Annotated in this window: 16 protein-coding genes; 6 read left to right on the forward strand and 10 right to left on the reverse strand. The window is 27.7% G+C overall.

Translation table 11 applies throughout. The annotated features are described in order from the left end of the window. The first annotated feature begins 308 nt into the window (after positions 1-308). From I0K12_RS17300 to I0K12_RS17310, 3 genes are all read left to right on the forward strand, one after another. Entirely contained in the window at positions 309-1814 is a 1506-nt protein-coding gene (locus I0K12_RS17300) for a carboxypeptidase-like regulatory domain-containing protein (RefSeq protein ID WP_196889395.1), read from the forward strand. A gap of 67 nt (positions 1815-1881) precedes the next feature. Then, positions 1882-2976 carry a methylmalonyl Co-A mutase-associated GTPase MeaB gene (gene meaB / locus I0K12_RS17305; RefSeq protein WP_196889396.1) on the forward strand — a complete coding sequence of 365 codons (1095 nt, stop codon included), beginning with the start codon at positions 1882-1884 and terminating at the stop codon, positions 2974-2976. A 62-nt stretch (positions 2977-3038) separates the two neighbouring features. Further along, positions 3039-3917, forward strand: coding sequence for an acyltransferase family protein (locus I0K12_RS17310; RefSeq protein ID WP_196889397.1), 879 nt, complete (start codon positions 3039-3041; stop codon positions 3915-3917). A 62-nt stretch (positions 3918-3979) separates the two neighbouring features. Here I0K12_RS17310 and I0K12_RS17315 read toward each other — a convergent pair whose 3' ends face one another. The 10 genes from I0K12_RS17315 to I0K12_RS17360 all read right to left on the reverse strand — a co-directional run bounded on the left by I0K12_RS17315 (position 3980) and on the right by I0K12_RS17360 (position 16361). Continuing rightward, on the reverse strand, positions 3980-4933 hold the full coding sequence (locus I0K12_RS17315; protein ID WP_196889398.1) for an AAA family ATPase: 954 nt from the start codon (positions 4931-4933) through the stop codon (positions 3980-3982). A gap of 7 nt (positions 4934-4940) precedes the next feature. Next, a complete protein-coding gene (locus I0K12_RS17320; RefSeq protein WP_196889399.1) occupies positions 4941-6290 on the reverse strand; it encodes a peptidylprolyl isomerase in 1350 nt (449 codons plus the stop codon). Beyond that, positions 6283-7155, reverse strand: a complete 873-nt coding sequence (locus I0K12_RS17325) for a hypothetical protein (RefSeq protein ID WP_231372792.1) — start codon at positions 7153-7155, stop codon at positions 6283-6285. Before I0K12_RS17325 ends, I0K12_RS17320 begins: the two co-directional genes overlap by 8 nt. After that, positions 7155-9041, reverse strand: a complete 1887-nt coding sequence (locus tag I0K12_RS17330; protein ID WP_196889400.1) for a peptidylprolyl isomerase — start codon at positions 9039-9041, stop codon at positions 7155-7157. The genes I0K12_RS17325 and I0K12_RS17330 overlap by 1 nt, the downstream gene beginning before the upstream one ends. Positions 9042-9214: 173 nt before the next feature. Further along, positions 9215-9496 (reverse strand): DUF493 family protein, encoded by a 282-nt coding sequence (locus I0K12_RS17335; protein WP_196889401.1) that lies wholly within the window; start codon positions 9494-9496, stop codon positions 9215-9217. Positions 9497-9743: 247 nt separating this feature from the next. After that, a complete protein-coding gene (locus I0K12_RS17340) occupies positions 9744-12842 on the reverse strand; it encodes a T9SS type A sorting domain-containing protein (RefSeq protein ID WP_196889402.1) in 3099 nt (1032 codons plus the stop codon). Positions 12843-13120: 278 nt separating this feature from the next. Continuing rightward, positions 13121-13447 (reverse strand): hypothetical protein, encoded by a 327-nt coding sequence (locus tag I0K12_RS17345; RefSeq protein WP_196889403.1) that lies wholly within the window; start codon positions 13445-13447, stop codon positions 13121-13123. 128 nt (positions 13448-13575) lie between these two features. Further along, complete coding sequence (locus tag I0K12_RS17350; RefSeq protein WP_196889404.1) at positions 13576-14634, reverse strand: isochorismate synthase; 1059 nt, start codon at positions 14632-14634, stop codon at positions 13576-13578. A gap of 134 nt (positions 14635-14768) precedes the next feature. Further along, positions 14769-15641 carry an alpha/beta fold hydrolase gene (locus I0K12_RS17355; RefSeq protein WP_196889405.1) on the reverse strand — a complete coding sequence of 291 codons (873 nt, stop codon included), beginning with the start codon at positions 15639-15641 and terminating at the stop codon, positions 14769-14771. A 354-nt stretch (positions 15642-15995) separates the two neighbouring features. After that, positions 15996-16361: a PaaI family thioesterase gene (locus I0K12_RS17360; RefSeq protein ID WP_231372793.1), complete on the reverse strand. Its 366-nt coding sequence runs from the start codon at positions 16359-16361 to the stop codon at positions 15996-15998. 129 nt (positions 16362-16490) lie between these two features. Between I0K12_RS17360 and I0K12_RS17365 the strand changes: the two genes are divergently transcribed. The 3 genes from I0K12_RS17365 to I0K12_RS17375 all read left to right on the forward strand — a co-directional run bounded on the left by I0K12_RS17365 (position 16491) and on the right by I0K12_RS17375 (position 20936). Further along, entirely contained in the window at positions 16491-17036 is a 546-nt protein-coding gene (locus I0K12_RS17365; RefSeq protein ID WP_196889407.1) for an IS1096 element passenger TnpR family protein, read from the forward strand. Between the two features lie 746 nt (positions 17037-17782). Next, positions 17783-19840 carry an ATP-binding protein gene (locus I0K12_RS17370; protein WP_196889408.1) on the forward strand — a complete coding sequence of 686 codons (2058 nt, stop codon included), beginning with the start codon at positions 17783-17785 and terminating at the stop codon, positions 19838-19840. Between the two features lie 64 nt (positions 19841-19904). After that, a complete protein-coding gene (locus I0K12_RS17375) occupies positions 19905-20936 on the forward strand; it encodes a metallophosphoesterase (RefSeq protein WP_196889409.1) in 1032 nt (343 codons plus the stop codon). Positions 20937-20949 lie beyond the last annotated feature (13 nt).

Consider the following 20949-nt stretch of genomic DNA (forward strand, 5'->3'; position numbering starts at 1 on the left):
TTTACTACAAAGATCAAAAGAAAAATTGAATTTTAAGCAAATAAGAACAAAGTTAGCTTATAATAAAGATGAGTTGAATAAGATTTTTAAATCAAATTTATTTTTATGAAAAAGCCGTGTAAACAATATCACGTTTGAATTCTAATCAAAAAAAATGTTTAATCTAAAATACATCCCCTGGCGCTCTCTAGGGAATTCGATTATCTATAAATAATTTTAGAAATACTTTATAATACAAATATTTATTTTTTTTCATCTAGCGTGTAACAACTTTCAACTTAATTCGTTTCTTTAAAAAACATTTAATTATGAAAAAAGAAAATTTACTATTAGTATTCATTTTTATTTTCGGTTTTGTTTTAAATATTAACGCGCAAACCGTTATTGGAAAGATTAAAGACACTCAGGGAAATACTATTCCTTATGCTGCAATTAAAATTGGAAAATATATTGGAACTACTTCTAATGAAGAAGGAGATTTTGAAATAAATCTAGATCGTTTTCCTAAAACTAATTCTATTGAAATTTCGAGTTTAGGATTTGAAACTTTAGAAATAAACACATCAGATTTTACTTCAAAAGAATATATTTTACAAGACCAAATCAATGAAATTGGTGAAGTTGCTATTACTCACAAAAATTTGAGTGTAGAAGAAATTTTAGCAAAAATAAATGAAAACATCAAAACCAATTATGTTGATTCTATTCAAGGAAACGTATTTCTAAGAAATTCTTTAGATGCAGAAGCAAAAGAAATTGAAATCAAAGCATTAAAATCTCCATGGTTCACTAAAAAAGAATTAGAAAAAGTCAATGAAAACATAAATCAAGAGATTAAAAACACTTTTGATAGAAATACAAAAAGTTTCGTAGAGTCATTTAATAAATTTTACCAATACAATAATGTGTCAAAAGTAAATGTAAAAAAATCTATTTCGATTGCTGATAAAGAAAAGAACAGTTCTGTAGATAACATTGGTAATCAGATTCAAAAAAAATTCACTAAATACCTTGATTCTACAGTAACATATAAAGTAAAAACGGGAATTTTTAAAGTAGAAGATTCCATGAAAGTTTCAGATTTTGCAGTTAAAAACACAGAAGAAAAATATAAGGACAAAATTGTAAAAAACTCTTTTACGTATAAGATGGAATTAGACAAATTAATTGCTGAGAATTCTCTTACTGGTGGAGAAAAATCAAGGTTAGATTTCATTTTTAAACCAAAAAAATATCGTTATGAATTAAATGAAATCACAAGATATAATGGTGAAAACGTTTATGTAATTTCATTCAAACCAAAAAGATCTTCTGCTAAATTTGAAGGACAAATGGTCGTTTCTACAGAAGACTTTGGTGTTTTTAGAATTGATTATAAATATGCAAAAGGAAAACATGGTGAGTCTATAAATCTAAAACTTTTAGTAGGACTTGCTTTCAAAGATTTTGGCTGGGATAATACAGTTATTTTTAATAGAATTCCAACTGGAGAATATACTTTAAATTTTGTCAAAGCATATTCAGGAACTTATATTTATGTAAACCGTTCTTTTAAATTTATCAAAAACAGAACAAAAAGAAGTGAAAAGAAAGAGAAAACAAAACTTGATTTTAAGTTTGTTTTAAATATGCATTCTACAAAAGAATTGATTTTCATGCAGCCAGAAAATATTTCGAAAAAAGAATTTGATGCAATTAAAGTAGAGCAACAGTATTTCTTAGAATATTTTTCAAAATATAAACCAGAAATTTGGAATGGTTATAATATTATAAAACCAACTAAAGAATTATTAGAATTTGAAATTGAGGAATAAAATATTCCTCTTTTTTTTAATAAATATTTTCGTTTCTTAACTTTGCAAGAAACATAAGATATATAGCGTGCAAAAAAATAAAGACGAAAAGAGTAAAAAAACTCTTACTGAAATTGAAGGAGTAGCTCAACCAGATAAAATCAATCAAAAATCTATTAATTTTATTAAAAGAAAAAGAATAAAACAACCAAGTGTTGAAGAATTTATTCAAGAAATTATTTCTGGTAATATCTCTTTTTTAAGTCGTGCTATTACTTTAATCGAAAGCTCGAATCCTAAACACCAAGAAAAAGCAAATAAGATTTTGGAAGGATGTTTACCTCATGCTAATAATTCTTATCGTATTGGGATTACAGGAGTTCCTGGAGTTGGAAAAAGTACTTTTATCGAATCTTTTGGAAATGAATTAACGAAAAAAGGACATAAAGTTGCAGTGCTTGCAATAGATCCAAGTAGTTCCATCAACAAAGGAAGTATTCTTGGAGATAAAACTCGAATGGAAACTTTGGTAAATAATCCAAAAGCTTTCATCCGCCCTTCTCCTTCTGGAGAATCTCTTGGGGGTGTTGCACAAAAAACTCGAGAAACGATTATTTTATGTGAAGCTGCTGGTTATTCTCATATTATTGTAGAAACTGTGGGAGTTGGGCAAAGTGAAACAATGGTACATTCTATGGTAGATTTCTTTTTATTGCTAAAAGTTGCTGGAACCGGCGATGAATTGCAAGGAATAAAGAGAGGGATTATCGAAATGGCAGATGCTATTGCAATTAATAAAGCAGATGGAGATAATATAAAAAGAGCAAAACAAGCAAAATTAGATTTCTCAAAAGCTCTACATCTTTATCCATTAAAAGAAAATGGTTGGACTCCAAAAGTTTTAACTTGTAGCGGTTTGAATAATTTAGGAGTTTTAGAGATTATTTCAATGATTGAATCTTTCTTTGAAACTACGAAAGCAAATAATTATTTCACTAAAAGAAGAGAATCTCAAAATCATTTTTGGTTCCAACAAACCATTGAAGATGCTCTTAAAAGGCAGTTTTTTGAAAATAATAATGTGAAAAATAAAATTTCAGATTTAGAAAGTAGCATAAATCAACATAAGCTAACACCATTTGAAGCTGCAAAACAGTTATTGGAATTGTATTTTATGAAGTAATTTTTAATCTACAATTTCATTAATATTCGTATAAAATTCTATTTTAGCAAAAAATCTCACAAATGAATTATAATTTAGAATTTATACGATTCTTAGCTGTTATATTAATTACGTTTACACATACAAAACATGATTTTACAGAAGGTATTTTCCATACAATTATAGAAATTATTCCAACTTATGGAACAGTAATTTTATCCATTATTTCTGGTTATTTATATTGGAAATATTCTAAAAATAAACCAAACTTAATAAGAAAAAAATTTAATAATTTAATTATACCATTTTTAATAGCAAACACTTTAGTTTTATTACCAGTTTTAATTTTTAATTTTTTAGGATACAATTTTTTGGAGAGATATAATTATGATCTCACAATGATTTATAATGGTTTATTTTCTATTAATGATTATCCTATAAACCCTCCAACATATTTTATTCGTGATTTATTTATAGTTTTTCTTCTAGTTGAATTAATACTGAAAAGAAATCTTTATACTTTGATTATTATATTACCTCTATTATTTTTTGGTAGATTAATGAATCGATACGACATTATTACTCTCTTTGTATTAGGATCAACATATGCTTATTTTGAAGAAAAAATCAATAAAAAATACTTAATTAGTTTATTTTCAATAGTTACAATTCTTGCTTTCATGTATTTTGAATATTATTCAAAATATCCATTATCAATTTTAGTATTCCTACTATTGATTGATGCCAAAATCAAATTCTTTTATACAGGAGGATATACTTATTTACTTCATTTATACCATGCACCAATTATTGTCGCTACATTACCTTTTATAAAAAAATTTACTTCTAATTTATACTTACAAGTAATTTATCAAATAATTGTTCCTTTTATAATGGTCTATATTCTTTTTCTATTTATCAAAAAAGTACCAAAATTAAAATTCCTCACAGGTGGTAGATAAATTAAACATAAAAAAACTCCATTAAATAATTAATGGAGTTTTTTGTTTTATAGAAATACTATTTAAAACAATTTCTTGATAACATCTGCTTCTGTAATACCTTCCGCATCTGCTTTATAATTTTTCACGATTCTGTGTCTTAAAATTGAAACTGCAACTTTCTGAACATCCTCAATATCTGGAGAGAATTTTCCGTTTACAGCTGCATTTGCTTTTGCTGCTAAAATTAAGTTCTGAGAGGCTCTTGGCCCTGCACCCCAATCTATATACTCATTTACTAATTCATGAGCATTTGCAGTATTAGGACGCGTTTTAGAAACTAATTTTACAGCATATTCAATTACATTATCAGCAACTGGAATTCTTCTAATCAAATGTTGAATTTCGATAATCTCTTTTGGTGAAAATAGTGGTTCGATTTTAACAACATTATCTGTCGTGGTATTTTTTACCACCATTACTTCTTCATCAAAAGAAGGATATTCTAAATTAATTGAAAACATAAAACGATCCAACTGTGCTTCTGGTAAAGGATAAGTTCCTTCTTGCTCAATTGGGTTTTGTGTTGCCAAAACAAAGAATGGTAAGTCTAATTTATAATGATGTCCTGCTACTGTAACAGCTCTTTCTTGCATTGCTTCTAAAAGAGCAGCTTGTGTTTTAGGTGGAGTTCTATTAATCTCATCAGCAAGAATGATATTACTAAAAATAGGACCTTTTATAAATTTAAAATTTCTTGTTTCATCCAAAATTTCACTACCTAAAATATCTGAAGGCATTAAATCTGGTGTAAACTGAATTCTTTTAAAATCCAATCCTAAAGCTTCTGAAACTGTATTTACTAACAATGTTTTCGCTAATCCAGGAACTCCAACTAATAAGGAATGTCCTCCGCTAAAAATTGATAATAGTACATGCTCCACAGCATCTTCTTGACCGATTATTTTCTTAGAAATCTCTTTCTTTAGTTTGGTAAATTTTTCTACCAATTGATTCACAGCAGCAACGTCTGACATATTATTCTTATTTTAACCAATTACTTTTAAAATCACATTTTTTATAACTATCACTAATATTGATATATGTATTTTCAATCTTTTCTTCCACCCATTTCGAAATCATCTCTTCTTTCTTTCTCTCTAGAGTCAATTCTTGAATTTTAATATAATCTTGACTTAGAGTAGCCGTGTGTGGCTCAATTCTCTTTTTAACCAAGATAATTTTAAACATCTTTTCTCCACTTCTTCCTCTCTCAAAAAATGGTTCTGAAATATCTCCTTCTTGTAAATTACTAACTCTCTTATATAATTCTGGGTCTACTAATTTAGACAATTCAAAATAAGTTCCGTTAGAAACTGGATTAATTAAAACCCCTCCATTATTTTTAGTATTCTTATCCTCAGAATATTCTTTAACAGCTTTTTCAAAAGTAGTTTTTCCTGTCAATACATCCGATCTGATTCCCGCTAATAAATCATGAGTTTTCTTTAATTGCTCATTAGAAATTTTAGGTTGTAATAAAATATGCATTACATCAATTTCTTGTCCTCTAATTTTTGCAACTTGAATGATATGATAACCATAAACAGTTTCAAATGGATCAGAAATTTCTCCTTCTTCTAAACTAAACGCAACTTCTTTAAATTCTTTCACAAAAGGCGCATCTTTTGTAATAGTATACACTGGAGTTTGCGTCACCCCTGGATCTTGAGAATATAGAATAGATTTTGTTCTAAAACTAGCTCCTTCAATAACTTCTTTTTTATATTGATTTAATTGATCAATAATTCTTCTTTCTTCCTCTACAGGAGTTTGAACATTTACAACAATTTGTGCTAATTCTACTTCAGTTCCAACTTCAGGAACTGCACTTTCCTTCACAAGATTTTGAAAAAAGGTATTTATCTCTTCAGGAGTTACATCAATTCCTTCAACAATAGCTCCTTCTTTCCCTTGAATTAAAACTTGTTCTTTTTGAATTTCGAAAAGTTCTTTTCTTAAATCAGCTTCATCATCAAAACCATAATATTCAGCAACTTTTTTAGGATCTCCTCCTAATTGTCCTGCTAAATAATCAATTTTTCTAGAAACTTCTGATTCAATTCCTTCTTCATTTACAGGAACACTATCAATAACTGCGTGGTGTGCTAAAAGTTTACGTTTCATAATTTCTTCAAGCATCTCACAATCAGTAATTTTTATTTTACCTTCTGTTTTTTGCTCTAGTTCTATTTTAAACTTCTCGATATCAGAATCTAAAACTATATTTTTACCAACAACTACAGCTACTCCATCAATCTTTTGTTTTTGAGCTTGAACATTAGTAAATTGCATTAATAGCATCAGTGCTATAAATAAAAACTTTTTATTCATTTTTTTGTGTGTATATTTCAAATTGTTTATTCTTTCGCGCATCATCAAATAATGTTTCTTCGATTTCTTTTAATAATTCTAACTTTCTTTTTTGTAAAATTATTTGCCTTACTGTTGGTTTAATATAAGAAATTGGAGCTGTATTATTTCTCTCCAAGACATCTTTAATATAAACTAAATTCGTAACTAAAGAATCTTCTTTTTGTATTAATTTCTCTTTTTTGATTAAATCTTCTTTTACGTTCATTTCTTTCAAAAAAGGAATCTTTTTGTAAACATCAGACATTTTTACCCAAGCAGAATCATTTAGATAAAAATTATTAAACTCTAATTTTTTAGTAACTAAACTATCTAAATCCGATTTTTTTTCAGATTTAAACAAAGTCATCAATTCGTCTTTATTGATTACATTGTTACCAAAACTCAAAAATTTAAGTTTAACTAATGCCTCATTAAGTTTAAAGTTTTTATTATTTTCTTGATAATAAGAGTCAATCTGAGCTTCTGTTACAATAGTATCTAGTTCTTGCTCCACAACTGCTTTTTTGTAAGAATTAATAAACAAATCTTCTCTGTATTCTTGAACCAATCGATTATATTTCGAAGTTTCTTCCTCTAGATTTGTTTCTGCTTTTCTTAATAAAAGTTGTTTTTTCGCCCATTCGTTAATATAACTATTAACAAATATGATACTATCCTCTTTAGACAAATTAGCAGGTAAATCTTCTACCAATTGATCTTTATACAAAAGTTTATTGTGAACTTTCGCTACAAACTCTCTATTTTCTTCATCTTTTAAACTTAAATATTTACATGAAGAAACAAAAATACCTATAAAAATGAAAAATACTATTCTTTTAAACACTATTTATTCTTTTCTTGATTTATAATTTCATTAAGAGTATCCTGATTTATGATAATTTCATGTTTATTTCTTAAATCATTCACCCATTCGTTTTCAATATATCCTTGATAATCACTTATCACCTGCCCTCTAACTTCTTTCAATTCTTTTGGTCCAGCTTTTAAAACATCCTTCACAAAGATTACCACATATTGATTCTGTCCTTCTTTCATCACTTTTGAAACACCTTTTTTCATTTTCATACCTTTTGGTAATACTCCTTCTGTTGTTTCAAAAACACCTTCTTTAAACAAAATAACTGAATTTTTATCCTTATTAAATTCTTCTCTTAATTTGCTTAAATCTTGATTTTTCTTTAGAGCTTTTCTTACTTTTTTTAATTTAGCTTCCTCAGTTGAAGTTGCAATAATTACATCTGCTCTATCATTCCATTGATACTTATCTTGATGATTTGCAAAATATTTTTGTAAACCTAAAGTATCCTTTTCTGATTTATCCCAAATTTGCTTTTGAAGTAAATCAAATAATAATAATCCTTCTTTATATTCTTTGATAGTACTAGCAAAATCTTCATTTGTAAGATGTAAATTATCTTTAAAATAAGTCGCTATTTGTTTGTTTAAGAACTTGTCAAAAGATGCTTTATTACTTTTTTGTCTAGTCTTATATAGATATTTGTAATAAACATCCTCACGAATCTTTTTATCGTTGATTTCTAAGATAGTTTTAAAATTGTCTTTTCTTTCTTTCCAGTTTTTATAATTCGCAACCGTTTCAAAATTATTTACAATTTTATACTCCTTTTTTAATCTATTTAAAACTGTATTTCCAACAATCTGAGCTCTATCACTTCTTTCGATTTTACTTTTCAAGAAATCTTTTAGTTTCTCAAATGATGGAGTTGGATATTTTTTAACCAATTTTACAATATGCCAACCATATTTAGTTTGAAAAGGTGCTGAATATTCTCCATTATTTTCTAATGAAAAAGCAACATTTTCGAATTCCTCAAGCATTCTTCCAGAACCAAACTTTGGAAGTTTCCCTTGATTTTTAGAACTAAATTTATCATCCGAATGCTTTTGTGCTAAAAACCCGAAATCTTCACCATTTTTAATTTGCTTATAGATTTCGTTTATTTTTGTCTCAGCATCTGGCAATTCGTTCTTAATCATAATGTGTGCCACTTCTACTTCACCACGAGATTTTCTATATTTGTTTGCTTTCGCAATATGATAACCAAATTTTGTTTTAAATGGCATCGAAATCTCCTCTTCCTTTAAATTATAAACAGCATTTTCAAAAGGATAAACCATATTAAACGCAGAAAAATAACCTAAATCTCCACCATTTTCTTTCGCAGAAGGATCTTCAGAATACTTTTTAGCAACTAAAGCAAAAGATTTTCCAGAAAGAATTTCTTTTCTTGCTTTAATCAATTTATTATATGCTTTTAAAGTATCAGCAGGAGAAGCATCTGGTTTTACAAGAATTAAAATATGACTTGCATTTACCTCATTAACAGTTCTATCGTATGCTTCTTGAACTAGTTGATCTGTAACTTTTGTATCTTTTAAGAAAGGTTCTGCTAATTGCTCTCTATATTTATTATATTCTTTTACGAACGAAGGATTTTTATCATACCCTTTTTCCTCAGCTTCTTTTACTTTTAATTTATAATTGATAAATAATTCAAGATAGTTTTTTACATCTTTTTTATTCTCATCATTTACAATCGAAGCATTTTTATGAAATACTCTTAAAAACTCTTTTGCATAAACTGGTTCAGAGTCAATAGTAAATAATTGTTTATTATCTTTTTGTTGTGCAGTTACTGAAATAGAAAAAGCTAAAAGTGTAGCTAAACAAAGTTTTTTTATTATCATAGTTGATTTAATTTGATAGAAATACAAATGTAAAAATTCCATAATATAAAATGCAAAATACCTACTTATTTTCATAGATTTTTTCTGATAAGTAGATATTTTCTAAATTTATATGCAATATTATTTCCAATTCACAAACGATAATTTTTGGTAGTTATTTTAAGAGTTTTAAATTATAAAGAAATAATTCCTTGAATTCCTTCCAATTCTTTGTATTTATCAATAATTGCATCCGAGCTATCCATATTAGCTACTATAGAAATACTTGTGTACTTTCCTGTTTTAGAATTTTTAGTATTTATCACAGCTCCCATGTGGTTGAATCTTTTTTCGATTTCTCCAAGTTGCGTTCCACCTGCTGGCACGATAAACTTAAACATATATTTTGCAGGAAATTTTGTAGTTTCCTCTAGTTTTGTTTTTAAATTCTTGTAATACTCTTCTTTATTCTCCATCTGAAATTTCTTTCTAATAATTATACTTTAATTTTCCTTTAAAAGGCTAGCAAAATTACACTTATTTACTTGGGTTCGCAATAATATAATATTGTTTTCATACTAAACTATTTTTTAACATATTTTAATATTCTAAACCTATGAATATCTATTAAAATCAATAAACCTGTATTATAAAATACAAAAAAGGCTATCTTTTACAAGATAACCTTTTTAAATATTATTTAAAACTCTTAAATCTTTTCGATTATTCAATGATTAATTTATCAGAATAAGATCCTTTTTCAGATTCTACTCTAATTAAATAAACTCCAGAATTAAGATTTTCTAAGCTTAATAAAGTATTGTTTTGATCCGCAGACATATTTCTTTCTAATACTGAAGCTCCTAAAATATCAAAGATTTGAATATTTTTAATTGCATTATCAGCAGAAATAGAAATTTGGTTCTTCGCTGGATTTGGATATACAGAAATTGATTGATCTTTAAACTGATCTGCAATATTTAACACTCCAAAAACTGAAGTTGCAGTATTTGTAACAATTGGATGGTTTGTGTCAAAGAAAATCTCCGCAGTATTCTCTACAGTATCGTCTAATTTTAAAGTATCTAAAGTTTTGATTTTAAAGAAAACATATCCATCGTTTTTATCATCTTCCCAATGTAAATAAATATCTTCAAAAACAAACTTCACAGTATTTCCTTCAATAAATGTCTTACATTCATGACTAGCATCAATAACTTTTAAAGTAGAAATATCAAACATTTCAGGATTAATCTCATCCTCCACAACAATGTTCAATGCATGTGCATTTCCAGTATTTTCAAAACGAATTCTATAAGTTAATTCCTCTCCAATCATATCTAAAGTTAAGAAATCACCTTCCATACATTTTTTATCATTCGGATCAAATGCATTAATTACTTCATGATCATAAGTAGCTGTAACTGGTGCACCAGGAATATCTAAAGTAGCTGATAAATTTAAAATATCTCCTTGTGATAATGGATCTGTAGGATCATTAGCAGGATTTAAAATAAAGTCAACGATTATTTCTTCTGATGAAAAAGGTGCTAAATTTTCAATATTCCATGTTAATGGGTTTCCTATTAAGTCTGGATTTACTGTCGCTTCATCATAAGTCATAACAACTGCATCATATGAAAAAGTTAAATCTCCTGTGAAACATGTAGTTCCCTTGTTAGTATAAATAATTTTATATCTTACTCTTGCTCCTGGTCTTGCATCCGTAATTGGTAAAATTTCAATTTCAAAATCATCGAAATCTCCTAATTGTGATAAAATAAAATCTTGTGTAATTGTATCTCCTGTTCCATTAGGGAATGTTACTGTAAAATTAGCAGGCGTAGATTCAAAATAAGCAGGGTTTTCAATTACAGGTGTTACTGTATAAGTACCTGCTTCTAAAGGAATTTTATACTCTCCTGTTGCATTTGTAACTACATAGAAAGGAGTACCACTTCCATTATCAATTTCTAATTTAATATATTCTCCTTGAATATTAGTTGTTGTACAACTAGCTGCTCCAAAATCATATTCAACATTACCTTGTAGTAAATATGTAGATGCTAATGGGTCATATTCACAAAAATCATTTACAGAACAATCTACATAGTTTTGTAATTCTACTAAATTCTGGTAATATTCTAAATTATAATCATTAGCACATAAATAAATTAAAGATAAACCTTCAAGACCATCTCCATCTTCTCCTAAATACACTTGAGTTTCATTATGAATAAATAAAGCATAAAACAAATTATTATCATTAATATATAATTCTGTTAATGCCGTATTATTATTAAAGTCTAGCTCTAAAAGTTCATTAAAAGCTAAATCTGCATATTCTAAATTCGTCAAATCAGAAGCATCAAAACTTGTAAGCTCATTACTTTTAAGATTTAAATATTTTAAATTCACATTTGTTGCTAAATCAACAGTTACAAAATCATTTCCTCTTAAATTTAATTCTTCTAGATTTGTATTTATTCCTACTTCTAATTCAGTAAAATTATTCCCTTGTAAGTTAAGTTTTCTTAAAAGAGGATTTCCTGTTAAGTCTAATTCATAACCATTTTCAAAAAAGTTATCACGTAAATTTAAATCTTCTAGAAATCCATTTTCAGTTAAATCTAAATTAGAAGCCCCTTGCAATTGATTATCTTTTAAATATAAATTTTTAAGAGCTATACATTTTGTTACATTTACTTGCGACAATTGGTTTTCATCTGCATAAATTGTATGTAAAAACTCATATTCTTCACCATCAGCATATAAAAAAGTTAATGCATTTAGATTATTTTCAGAAATACCTATTGTCTCAAGTTTTATATTATCGTCTAAGTTTATATTAAATAAACTATTATTCGTAAGTCCTAATTTTTTTAAGTTTATATTACCTGTTAAATCAATTGCTGAAATATTATTATTACTTGCATATAATTCTTCTAAAAACTCTAGCCCATCTGTAATAACTCCAATAATAGAATTTTGATTTATTGAAATTTTCATTAAAGCTGGGTTTATTGAAAAATTATAAGTTCCTGTTAATGAATTATTACTAAAATCAATCTCTGTTAACTCAGGGTGATTGCCAATAGTAATACTAGACAGTTCATTATTTTTTAAATTTAATTTTTTTAGTTCTGAATTATCATTAAAATTATATGTACCATCAATACTATTAGTATGTAAATTTACCTCAATTAATTCGGTATTTTGGCTTAAATCAAAATCTTGAAGCTCATTTTGAGAAACATCAAGTCTTAAAAGATTAAGAAAATCTGCAACATCAAGAGCCAAGGAATCATTAATATCAGAAATTTTATTATTTGGTGCTGAAAAAGTTAATAAATTTTCACATGAATTTATATTACCAATAGTACTTTCAGTAAGTTCATTAAATCCTAAATATAAATATTCTAAATTATTTGGAGTTCCAGTAGGTAAATCAATAGATTCTAAGTCATTCGAAGAAAATCTTAAATTTTTTAAAGCTGATAAAGCTGATAAATCTACAGTTGTAGCATCATTATAAGATGCATTTAAAAATTCTAAACCTGTAAATTCCTCAATACCTGTAAAGTCAACAATATCATAACCACTTACATCTAAAAATGTAATAAGTGCAGCATCTGCTTGGTCTATTTCTCCAGGATCTGTTGTACTTTCTGGAACCGGTGCATCTGCAATACCATCATCATCCGTATCCACTACGTTTTGAGTAAGTAAGGCATTCTTAAAATTATCGTCATTAAACGTAATTTGTGAAAATGCCATTGCACTAACCAAAAAGGCTAGTAAAAAAATGTACTTTTTTTTCATAATGTTAATATATATTTAATAAATGTTTCTGTTTTAGCACTCTCAATCTCTATTTTCATCTAAAAGATTAAAAGTATTTATAATTAAAGCTCTTCTTTTGCGAATAATTCTTAAAGAATTACTTAATTATTTTATAACCCTAAAACTACAAATAAAATACTTTTTTTTTACATTAAGAATAAAAAAAATCTAAAAAATTTGATAGCTAAGTAGGAAGAATTGAAATATTAAATATAATTACAACTTTTACTTAAAATTAATTATTAAATATTTGAAGCTTAAAAAGTATCCCAAAAAGTATAAAGTAAACTAACCACACAAAGTCCGAAAATAGAATATTTTACGGTAGCAAGATATTTATTTGTAATAGGTCTAGCCTGCGTAAGAAGTACAATTGCAGCAAAAGACAAAAAGACAGACAACATTGTTATTGTGTCCAAAGAAGAAAACTGGTTTAAAAACATGGAATGATATAAAGATATTTTTTCTTCTACAGAATCCGAATTATGAAAATAGCGAACACCAACCCAAGAAAGTAGTGCATAAATAGGAAACATCGAAATGAATAAACCTATTTTAAATTTAAGAAGAATTTCTTTGCTCATAGTCCAATAATTTAACAACCTACCATAATAACTCTTAAAAATTAAGTTATAACGTATTGAAATTAAGAATATTATTAAGCAACCACAAAAAAGAACTCTTATTTAACTAAAAATTAAATAATTACACATTATAATACAACTTTTAACATCGTTCTGCTTTTATTCACAGTTTCTTTCCATTCTAGTTCTGGAACACTTCCATCTGTAATTCCTCCTCCAACATAAATTTTTGCAATATTATTATCAATTTCCATACAACGAAGATTCACGTATAAGTCTGTGTTTTCATTCAAATTTAACTCTCCTAAAAACCCTGTGTAAAATTTTCGATCGTAATTTTCTTCTTTAAGTATAAATTGTTTTGAAATTTCTTTTGGCATTCCACAAACTGCTGGTGTTGGATGCAGAGTTTCAATTATCTTTCCTAAATGTTTTTTCTCTTTTATTTCTCCTTGAATCAAAGAACAAATATGTTTTACATTTCCTGCTTCTTTCGTAAAAGGTTTAGAAACTTGCATATTTTCCAGATATGTTTCTTCTTCCTCTAGATTTGCAGTTTTTAAATTTTGAATAATAAAATCCGTTACAATTTTTTGTTCTACAATTTCTTTTTCACCCCAACTAAAATCTGAATTCCCATCATTCAAAGCTGTTCCTGCCAAAGACATAGTAGTAAATTTTGTTTCTTTTACTTTAAATAAAGTTTCTGGAGTAGCTCCAAGCCAAGTTCCAACTTTCGGATGATACCAAATGTAAACAAAAGCGTGTTTATAATTATGTAATAATTTCTGGAAAATCTGAAAAGGCTGATCTGAAATTTGTTTTTCTACAGTTCTAGACAACACTACTTTTTCAAAATCTCCTTGATTTATTGTAGAAACTCCTTTTTCCACCAAAGAAATATGAAACTCTTTCCCATTTTCGTCCAAATCAAAAACAATACTTTCTTTTGGAAGTGAATTTGTTTCAGTTAATTCAAATTGAAAAAACTGGGAATTATCTTTCGGAAAATAAATCGTTTTATTTGAAGAATCAAATGGAGCAAAAACAAATCCTTTTTCTGTAAAATCTTCTATATAATGAACCTCATCCGTTTCTTGACAAAAAGTATTCACCAAAGATTCTCCAGATTTCCTATAAGCTACAAAAGGTTTATTTTCTTTAATTATCTCTTCAATTCTATTCATTTTCCTTCTAAATTTCTTCTGAAATAAATTTAACCTCCCCTCTTGAGAGGGGTTAGGGGTGTGTTTTTCATCAATACTATTTAATTTTATTGACTCAATTTTCAACCTCCAAAAATATTTTTCATTCAATTATTTCACTTTGCAATAATACGCAACAATTCTTGTTTTATCTCACTAAATCTCGACCAAATTAAACTATGCCCCGCATTTCCTAGTGTTATCACTGTTAATTGTTCTTTCGGAAACTTCTCTTCCAAGTACAAAGTATTCTCATATGGAACAATTTTATCTCCTGTTCCTTGCATCACCGTTATTGGAGATTTCTGATCGATCCAAATCGAATCATATTTCCTCAATTCATCTTTATGCGACATTTTTTCAATCGCTGCTGATTTCCAAATTTTTGGAACCATCCAACGTGTACTCTCCCATTTATAAACATTCAACATCGCTGGCATCGGCTCCACATCCGCATGAACTGCTGGAGCTAAAAGCACAATTTCTTTAAACTTTTCTTTGGTTGCCAAAACAATTGATCCTCCATAAGAATAACCAGCTAAAATTGTATTTTCTGGTTTTAATTTATATTCTTTCAATATTTCTTCTAAAAGAGAAACGTCAAATGCAATCGAATTTTGTGTTTCTCCTGCACTTGACATTCCAAAACCTACTCGATCATAAGAAAGCATATTTACTTTACTTCTCAATGTCGAATCGGTCATATATTTTTTAAAATCTGTAGCACTCCCTGGAGTTCCATGTACAAAAACAATTGTTGGAATATTTTTCTCTTCCGAAGTAGATTTCACATAAACTTCTCGAACTTTAAAATCTTTAAAAGTACAATATTGTATTTTTGGTTTTACACCCAGCTCCTGAAAATCTTTCATGATTTTTTTATCTGGTTTTGGTGTCGAAAATTGGTAAAAAGCAATCACCAAGCCAATAAACACAATTATTATAAGTATAAAAATCACCTTTAAAGTTTTAATTATTGTTCGTTTCATTTATTCATTTTCTTATTTAAAATACAATAAGCATACTTTACAAAAGTACTCCAGAGATAATACATAATTATCAAAATCTTTAATCTTAATCAAAAATCGAAGATTTTCAAAAGTCTTTCATAATGAGTGTAGTATTTTAATTATGTTAAAAAATTCCGAATCCTTGTAGGAATTTTAGTAATTAAAATACGGTTTTTTGACCTTGCTGTCAAAAAAACACCTTTTATGAAAGTGTCCTTTTTTGGTTCGTTTTTTAGACAAGTAAAAAATGAACAAGAACGTGAATAGGATTACTTTATTTCCTGTATTAGTAAAATCTTAATTAAACCTATCAAATTCACTCACCTTAAAACATCACTTCTTCCTTGGCAAAACAATATTCGTCAACTTACACAACGAAATCAAATTATCGTCTTCATCAACAACTTTAATTTGCCATAAATGCGTTGTTCTTCCTTTGTGAATAATTTTCGCAATTGCTCTTACAGTTCCCTCTCTTTTACTCTTCACATGATTTGCTGCAATCTCAATTCCTCGCACATCCGATTCCTCTGGATTTACAAAAATAAAAGAAGCCGCACTACCTACACTTTCTGCCAAAGCAACAATCGCTCCTCCGTGCAATAATCCCATTGGTTGATGCACTCTAGAGTTTACAGGCATGCTCGCTTCAACAAAATCTTCACCAACATCAGTGTAAGTTATTTCTAATGTTTCCATTAGCGTTTTCGGGGTAAATTTGTTTAATCTTTCTAGTATTTGTTTTTTATTCATTGATAAATCTTTTACACAAAAATACGTTTTATTTCAACATTATGTAATAGCTTTGTACTTTCAAACACAGAAATCATGATATATAAAATTAGAGCCATACTAGATGTACCAGAAGATGTTTTTAGAGACATTTTAATTGACGGAAAAACTTCATTAGAAGATTTACACAAGACACTTACAAATAGTTTTGATTTTAATGGACAAGAAATGGCTTCATTTTTCAGAACAGATGAAGATTGGAATCAAGGAGATGAAATTCCTTTGGTGAATATGTCTGATGATTTCGACAAAAAAGAAATGCGTGATTTAAAAATTGAGGACGAACTTCAAAATGTAAATGACAAATTGATTTATGTTTACGATTTCTTCTCAATGTGGGCATTTTTTATCGAACTAAAAGAAATTAAAGAAAATACAGATAATATTGAATTGCCAACTATTGCACTTTCTTTCGGTAATGTACCTGAAGAAGCGCCAGAAAAGGAATTCAAAGCGGATAAAAAACAACAAGATCCTTTTACATCTTCTATTCCAGGAATTGACGAATTTGATGATGAATTTGGAGGTTTCGATTCTGAAAATTTTGAAAATATCGATGATATAGATCCTGATAAGTTCTAGTATACTTTATTTGCTCTCCTCTTGAGAGAAGTTAGAGGTGTGTTTTTAAATCATTCTCCAACAAATAATAAAATATATTCTAAAAATAAACCAAAACGGCACTTAGATTTTTTCTTTGTGTCGTTTTTTTTTGGGCGAAACCATTTTTCTTCGTTTACCAAAACTCAAAAAAAGGTCGGGCTTTTCCCTCCAAGTTTTGATTTTTCAAAAAAAGAAATCTACGTCATACGTGGGCTTCCGTTGGTCGCCTCCGCTTCCTAGATTTTCTAATTTTTTGAAAAAACAAAAGCTTTCCACTACAATCCCTTTCGCAATTAAATTTAAGATGGTGCCTGAGGTTCTCGAAGGCACTCAGCACTAAAAACAAGTGGGTCAATCACAAATATAACTGTCGGAGTAATTCCTCAGTGTGTCTGAGTAGTTCCTTCGACTTCCTCTTCCCTTCCTTCAAGTGTCTCAACTATTCCTTCCTCTTCCTTTTCTGTTCCTTCGAATGGATTTGTCGTAAGTACAACTGTCTTAGTAATAAAATCTAGTTTTCATGTTTTTCTTAAAGCCTAGAGTCTTCAAGCTTTTAAAAAGTATATTTAAAACTCCTTCTTTACTTGTTAAAAATATTAGATTCTTATATATTTGAACATCTGCTGCTATGAAAATTCAAATTTCACTAAAATATTATAGTTACAGATATAAGAGAAATAACAGGAATTCCTGTTATAGTTATGTTACCCAACATTAAAAAAAATATGAAAACATCAATTAAAAAACTTACAACTAATAGTAGGTTAATCAAAGAACATTTAACTAAATACAAAGATACTTTTCAAGCATTAAAAGAATTAATTAATAATTCTATTCAAGCTAATTCGAAAGTTATTACAATAAAATTTGAATATGTTGATGATTTAGAAGTTAAAGGTCCAATTAAATCAATTCAAATAATAGATGATGGGGAAGGAGTTCCATTTAATGAGTTTGATAATAGGATATTGGAGATTGGAACAACACATAAAGTAAAAGGTCAAGGGATAGGAAGATTTAGTTCGCTTCAAATTGGTCAGTTGATGCATATTGAAACTGTTGGTTATAATAAAATTGAAAAAAAGTATAGCAAAACAAATTTTAGTATTGATACAGTTGACATGGAAAATGCGCAACTTGAAAATACTGATTTTAAAGTGGATTATGAATATCTTAATGGTGATAATAGTACATATTATAAAGTAGATATAGAATTATTACATCATAATAAACAGGGGAAAATCCCTAAAAGAAATCAGATTTCAAAAGAATTTTTAAAAGAAAATATTCATCAAGCTATTTTTGAAAATTATCCATTTGAAATTTTTAATAATAAAATCACTTTTAATGTAAATGGAAAAGACTTACAAAAAAATGATTTTGTTATCAATAGTCCAATATCAAAAAATGTAAATTATATTGATAACAAGGGAGTAGAACATGAACTAAATTTTTATTTCTACAATGTAAAATCAAGTTTAAATAAGGTGAAAGTTTTTTTTCAAACTGATAATGCAGGATTGAAAAGTGTATCTCATCAATATACATATTCTTCTGATTGGTATACTCCGGATTTAGGAACATGGTTTATTTACATAGAATCAACATTATTAAATTCAGATCTATTTAGAAATTTAGATATTGAATCTTTAGGTGAAAAAGAAGTAAAAAACATAAAAGAAACTATAAAGAATACAATAAATGATTTTTTTAAAGCCAGAAATAAAAGATTTGATAAGTTTCTTAATAGATTAGAGAATGATAAGTATTACCCTTATAATGAAAATGAAAAACCATCATCTGGTTCACAGGAAGTTTTGTTTAAGAAAGTAGCTTATTTATTAGAAGATGAACATAAGTTAATACAGAACGATGATAAAATTCGTAATTTTTTATATCCATTATTAGACAAAGCAATTAGCAATGGGAATATTGAGTATATTTTTGATAAAGTATTGAAATTGTCCGATGAAAGCCTTGAAAAGTTTCATAATCTATTAGAAAAAACTGACTTAGAAGATGTAGTTCAATTTGCAAGTATTGTTGCAGAAAAAACTGAATTTTTAGAGTTTTTACACGAATTGACATATGGAGAATTGTCAAAGCATTTAAAAGAAAGGAGTCAACTTCATAAAATTATTGAACATCAATTATGGTTGTTTGGTGAAAATTATAATGGAACTCCAAAATTATGGTCCGATAAAAAAATAGGAAATATATTAAAAGAGTTGAGAAATGAATATTTTAATTATGAACCAAATGATGTTGATGATAATTTAATAAAATTAGATGGAGATGGATTGAATAATATAACAGATTTATTCTTCTTTAATGAAAAAATAACAGATTCAAATGTAAGAGAAATAATGGTTGTTGAACTTAAATCTCCTAAATGCTCAATCAGCAAAAAAGAATTGAATCAAATTGATGATTATGCATTTACTTTAGAGCAACATTCTGCTTTACCTAATGAAAAAGTTAAATACAAACTAGTTTTAATCTCCTCAAAACTAACTAAATATGCGAAATCGAAAATTAAATCAGCAAGGCAAAAATATCCAGACACACCATTTTTATATGATAAAAAAACGGAAAAGAATATTGAAATTTATGTATTAGAATGGTCTGAGTTAATTGAACAAAACAATAGAAAATTAGGTTATTTATCAAATAAATTAAATGTAAAAGATAAATCTGTACAAGATAAGTTTGAAAAAGAATACTCAGAATTGATAGATGAAAAAATTTCAGCTCAATTAAGATTAATAAAAAACGTTGGGTAACAATGAGCAAAGAGCATGCTCCGCACGCTCCTTGCTCTAATACGCTAGTTAACAACATAAAGAAATGAGTAAAACATATGTCATAGGAGATATACACGGATGTTATGAAGAATTCATTCAATTGACCAAACAAATTGGAATAACTGATGATGATTTGATTATATCTGTTGGCGATATTGTGGATAGAGGAGCCAAGTCTGTAGAACTATATGAGTATTTCAAAAATCGAAAGAATTCAGTAGTTCTAATGGGAAATCATGAACGAAAACATCTAAAGGGAGTTTTAAGCTATTCTCAGGAGATTGTTAAAGTCCAATTTCAAGATAAGTATAATGAATTCTTGGAATGGCTTAAGACATTACCATACTTTTATGAGACTGAATCAGCAATAATTGTCCATGCATTTTTTGAACATGATAAAAAACTTTATGAACAAAAGGAAGAAGTCTTAGCTGGAACCAACTCTGGAAGCAGGTACTTGGAAAATAAATACGAAGAAGGAAAATACTGGTCAGATTTTTATCAAGGAGAAAAACCTATAATTTATGGACATCATGTGGTAGGAGAAAAACCAAAAATAAAGAATAGAACTTATGGAATAGATACTGGAGCATGTCACGCAGGAATGTTAACGGCAATTGAGTTGCCTAATTTTACAATCCACAAAATCAAAGTTGAAAAGGATTATTGGAAAGAAGAACAATCAAAATGGCAAATTCCTGTTCTTGAATCTAAAGACTGGGAAAACATGAAAATCTTTCAAGTTCATAAGCAAATTGAGAAACTTGAGTATAAGGAAGAACAAGAAGTAAAAGACTTTCTTAAAAATCAAAAAATATGGATTTCAGAGATTGAGAACCTTATTGGGGCTTTAAAAAACAAATTGGAAGATTTAACATTAGAGTTGAAAAATAGATTTACAGATAACTTTAACCAAGAAGTTTCAAAGCTAGATTTTAGAACTTTCATCTTCAAAGCCAAATCTAATAATTTAACTATAGAAGATTTGAGAAAAAATCTTGATACTCCCCAAAAAGTAATGGATTTAGCAGAGAATTTGAATATTGATAAAATACCAAAAAGAAAAAAACAGTAGATAATTACAAAAA

The sequence above is a fragment of the Aureivirga sp. CE67 genome, from assembly GCF_015767245.1.
Classification (GTDB): domain Bacteria; phylum Bacteroidota; class Bacteroidia; order Flavobacteriales; family Flavobacteriaceae; genus Aureivirga.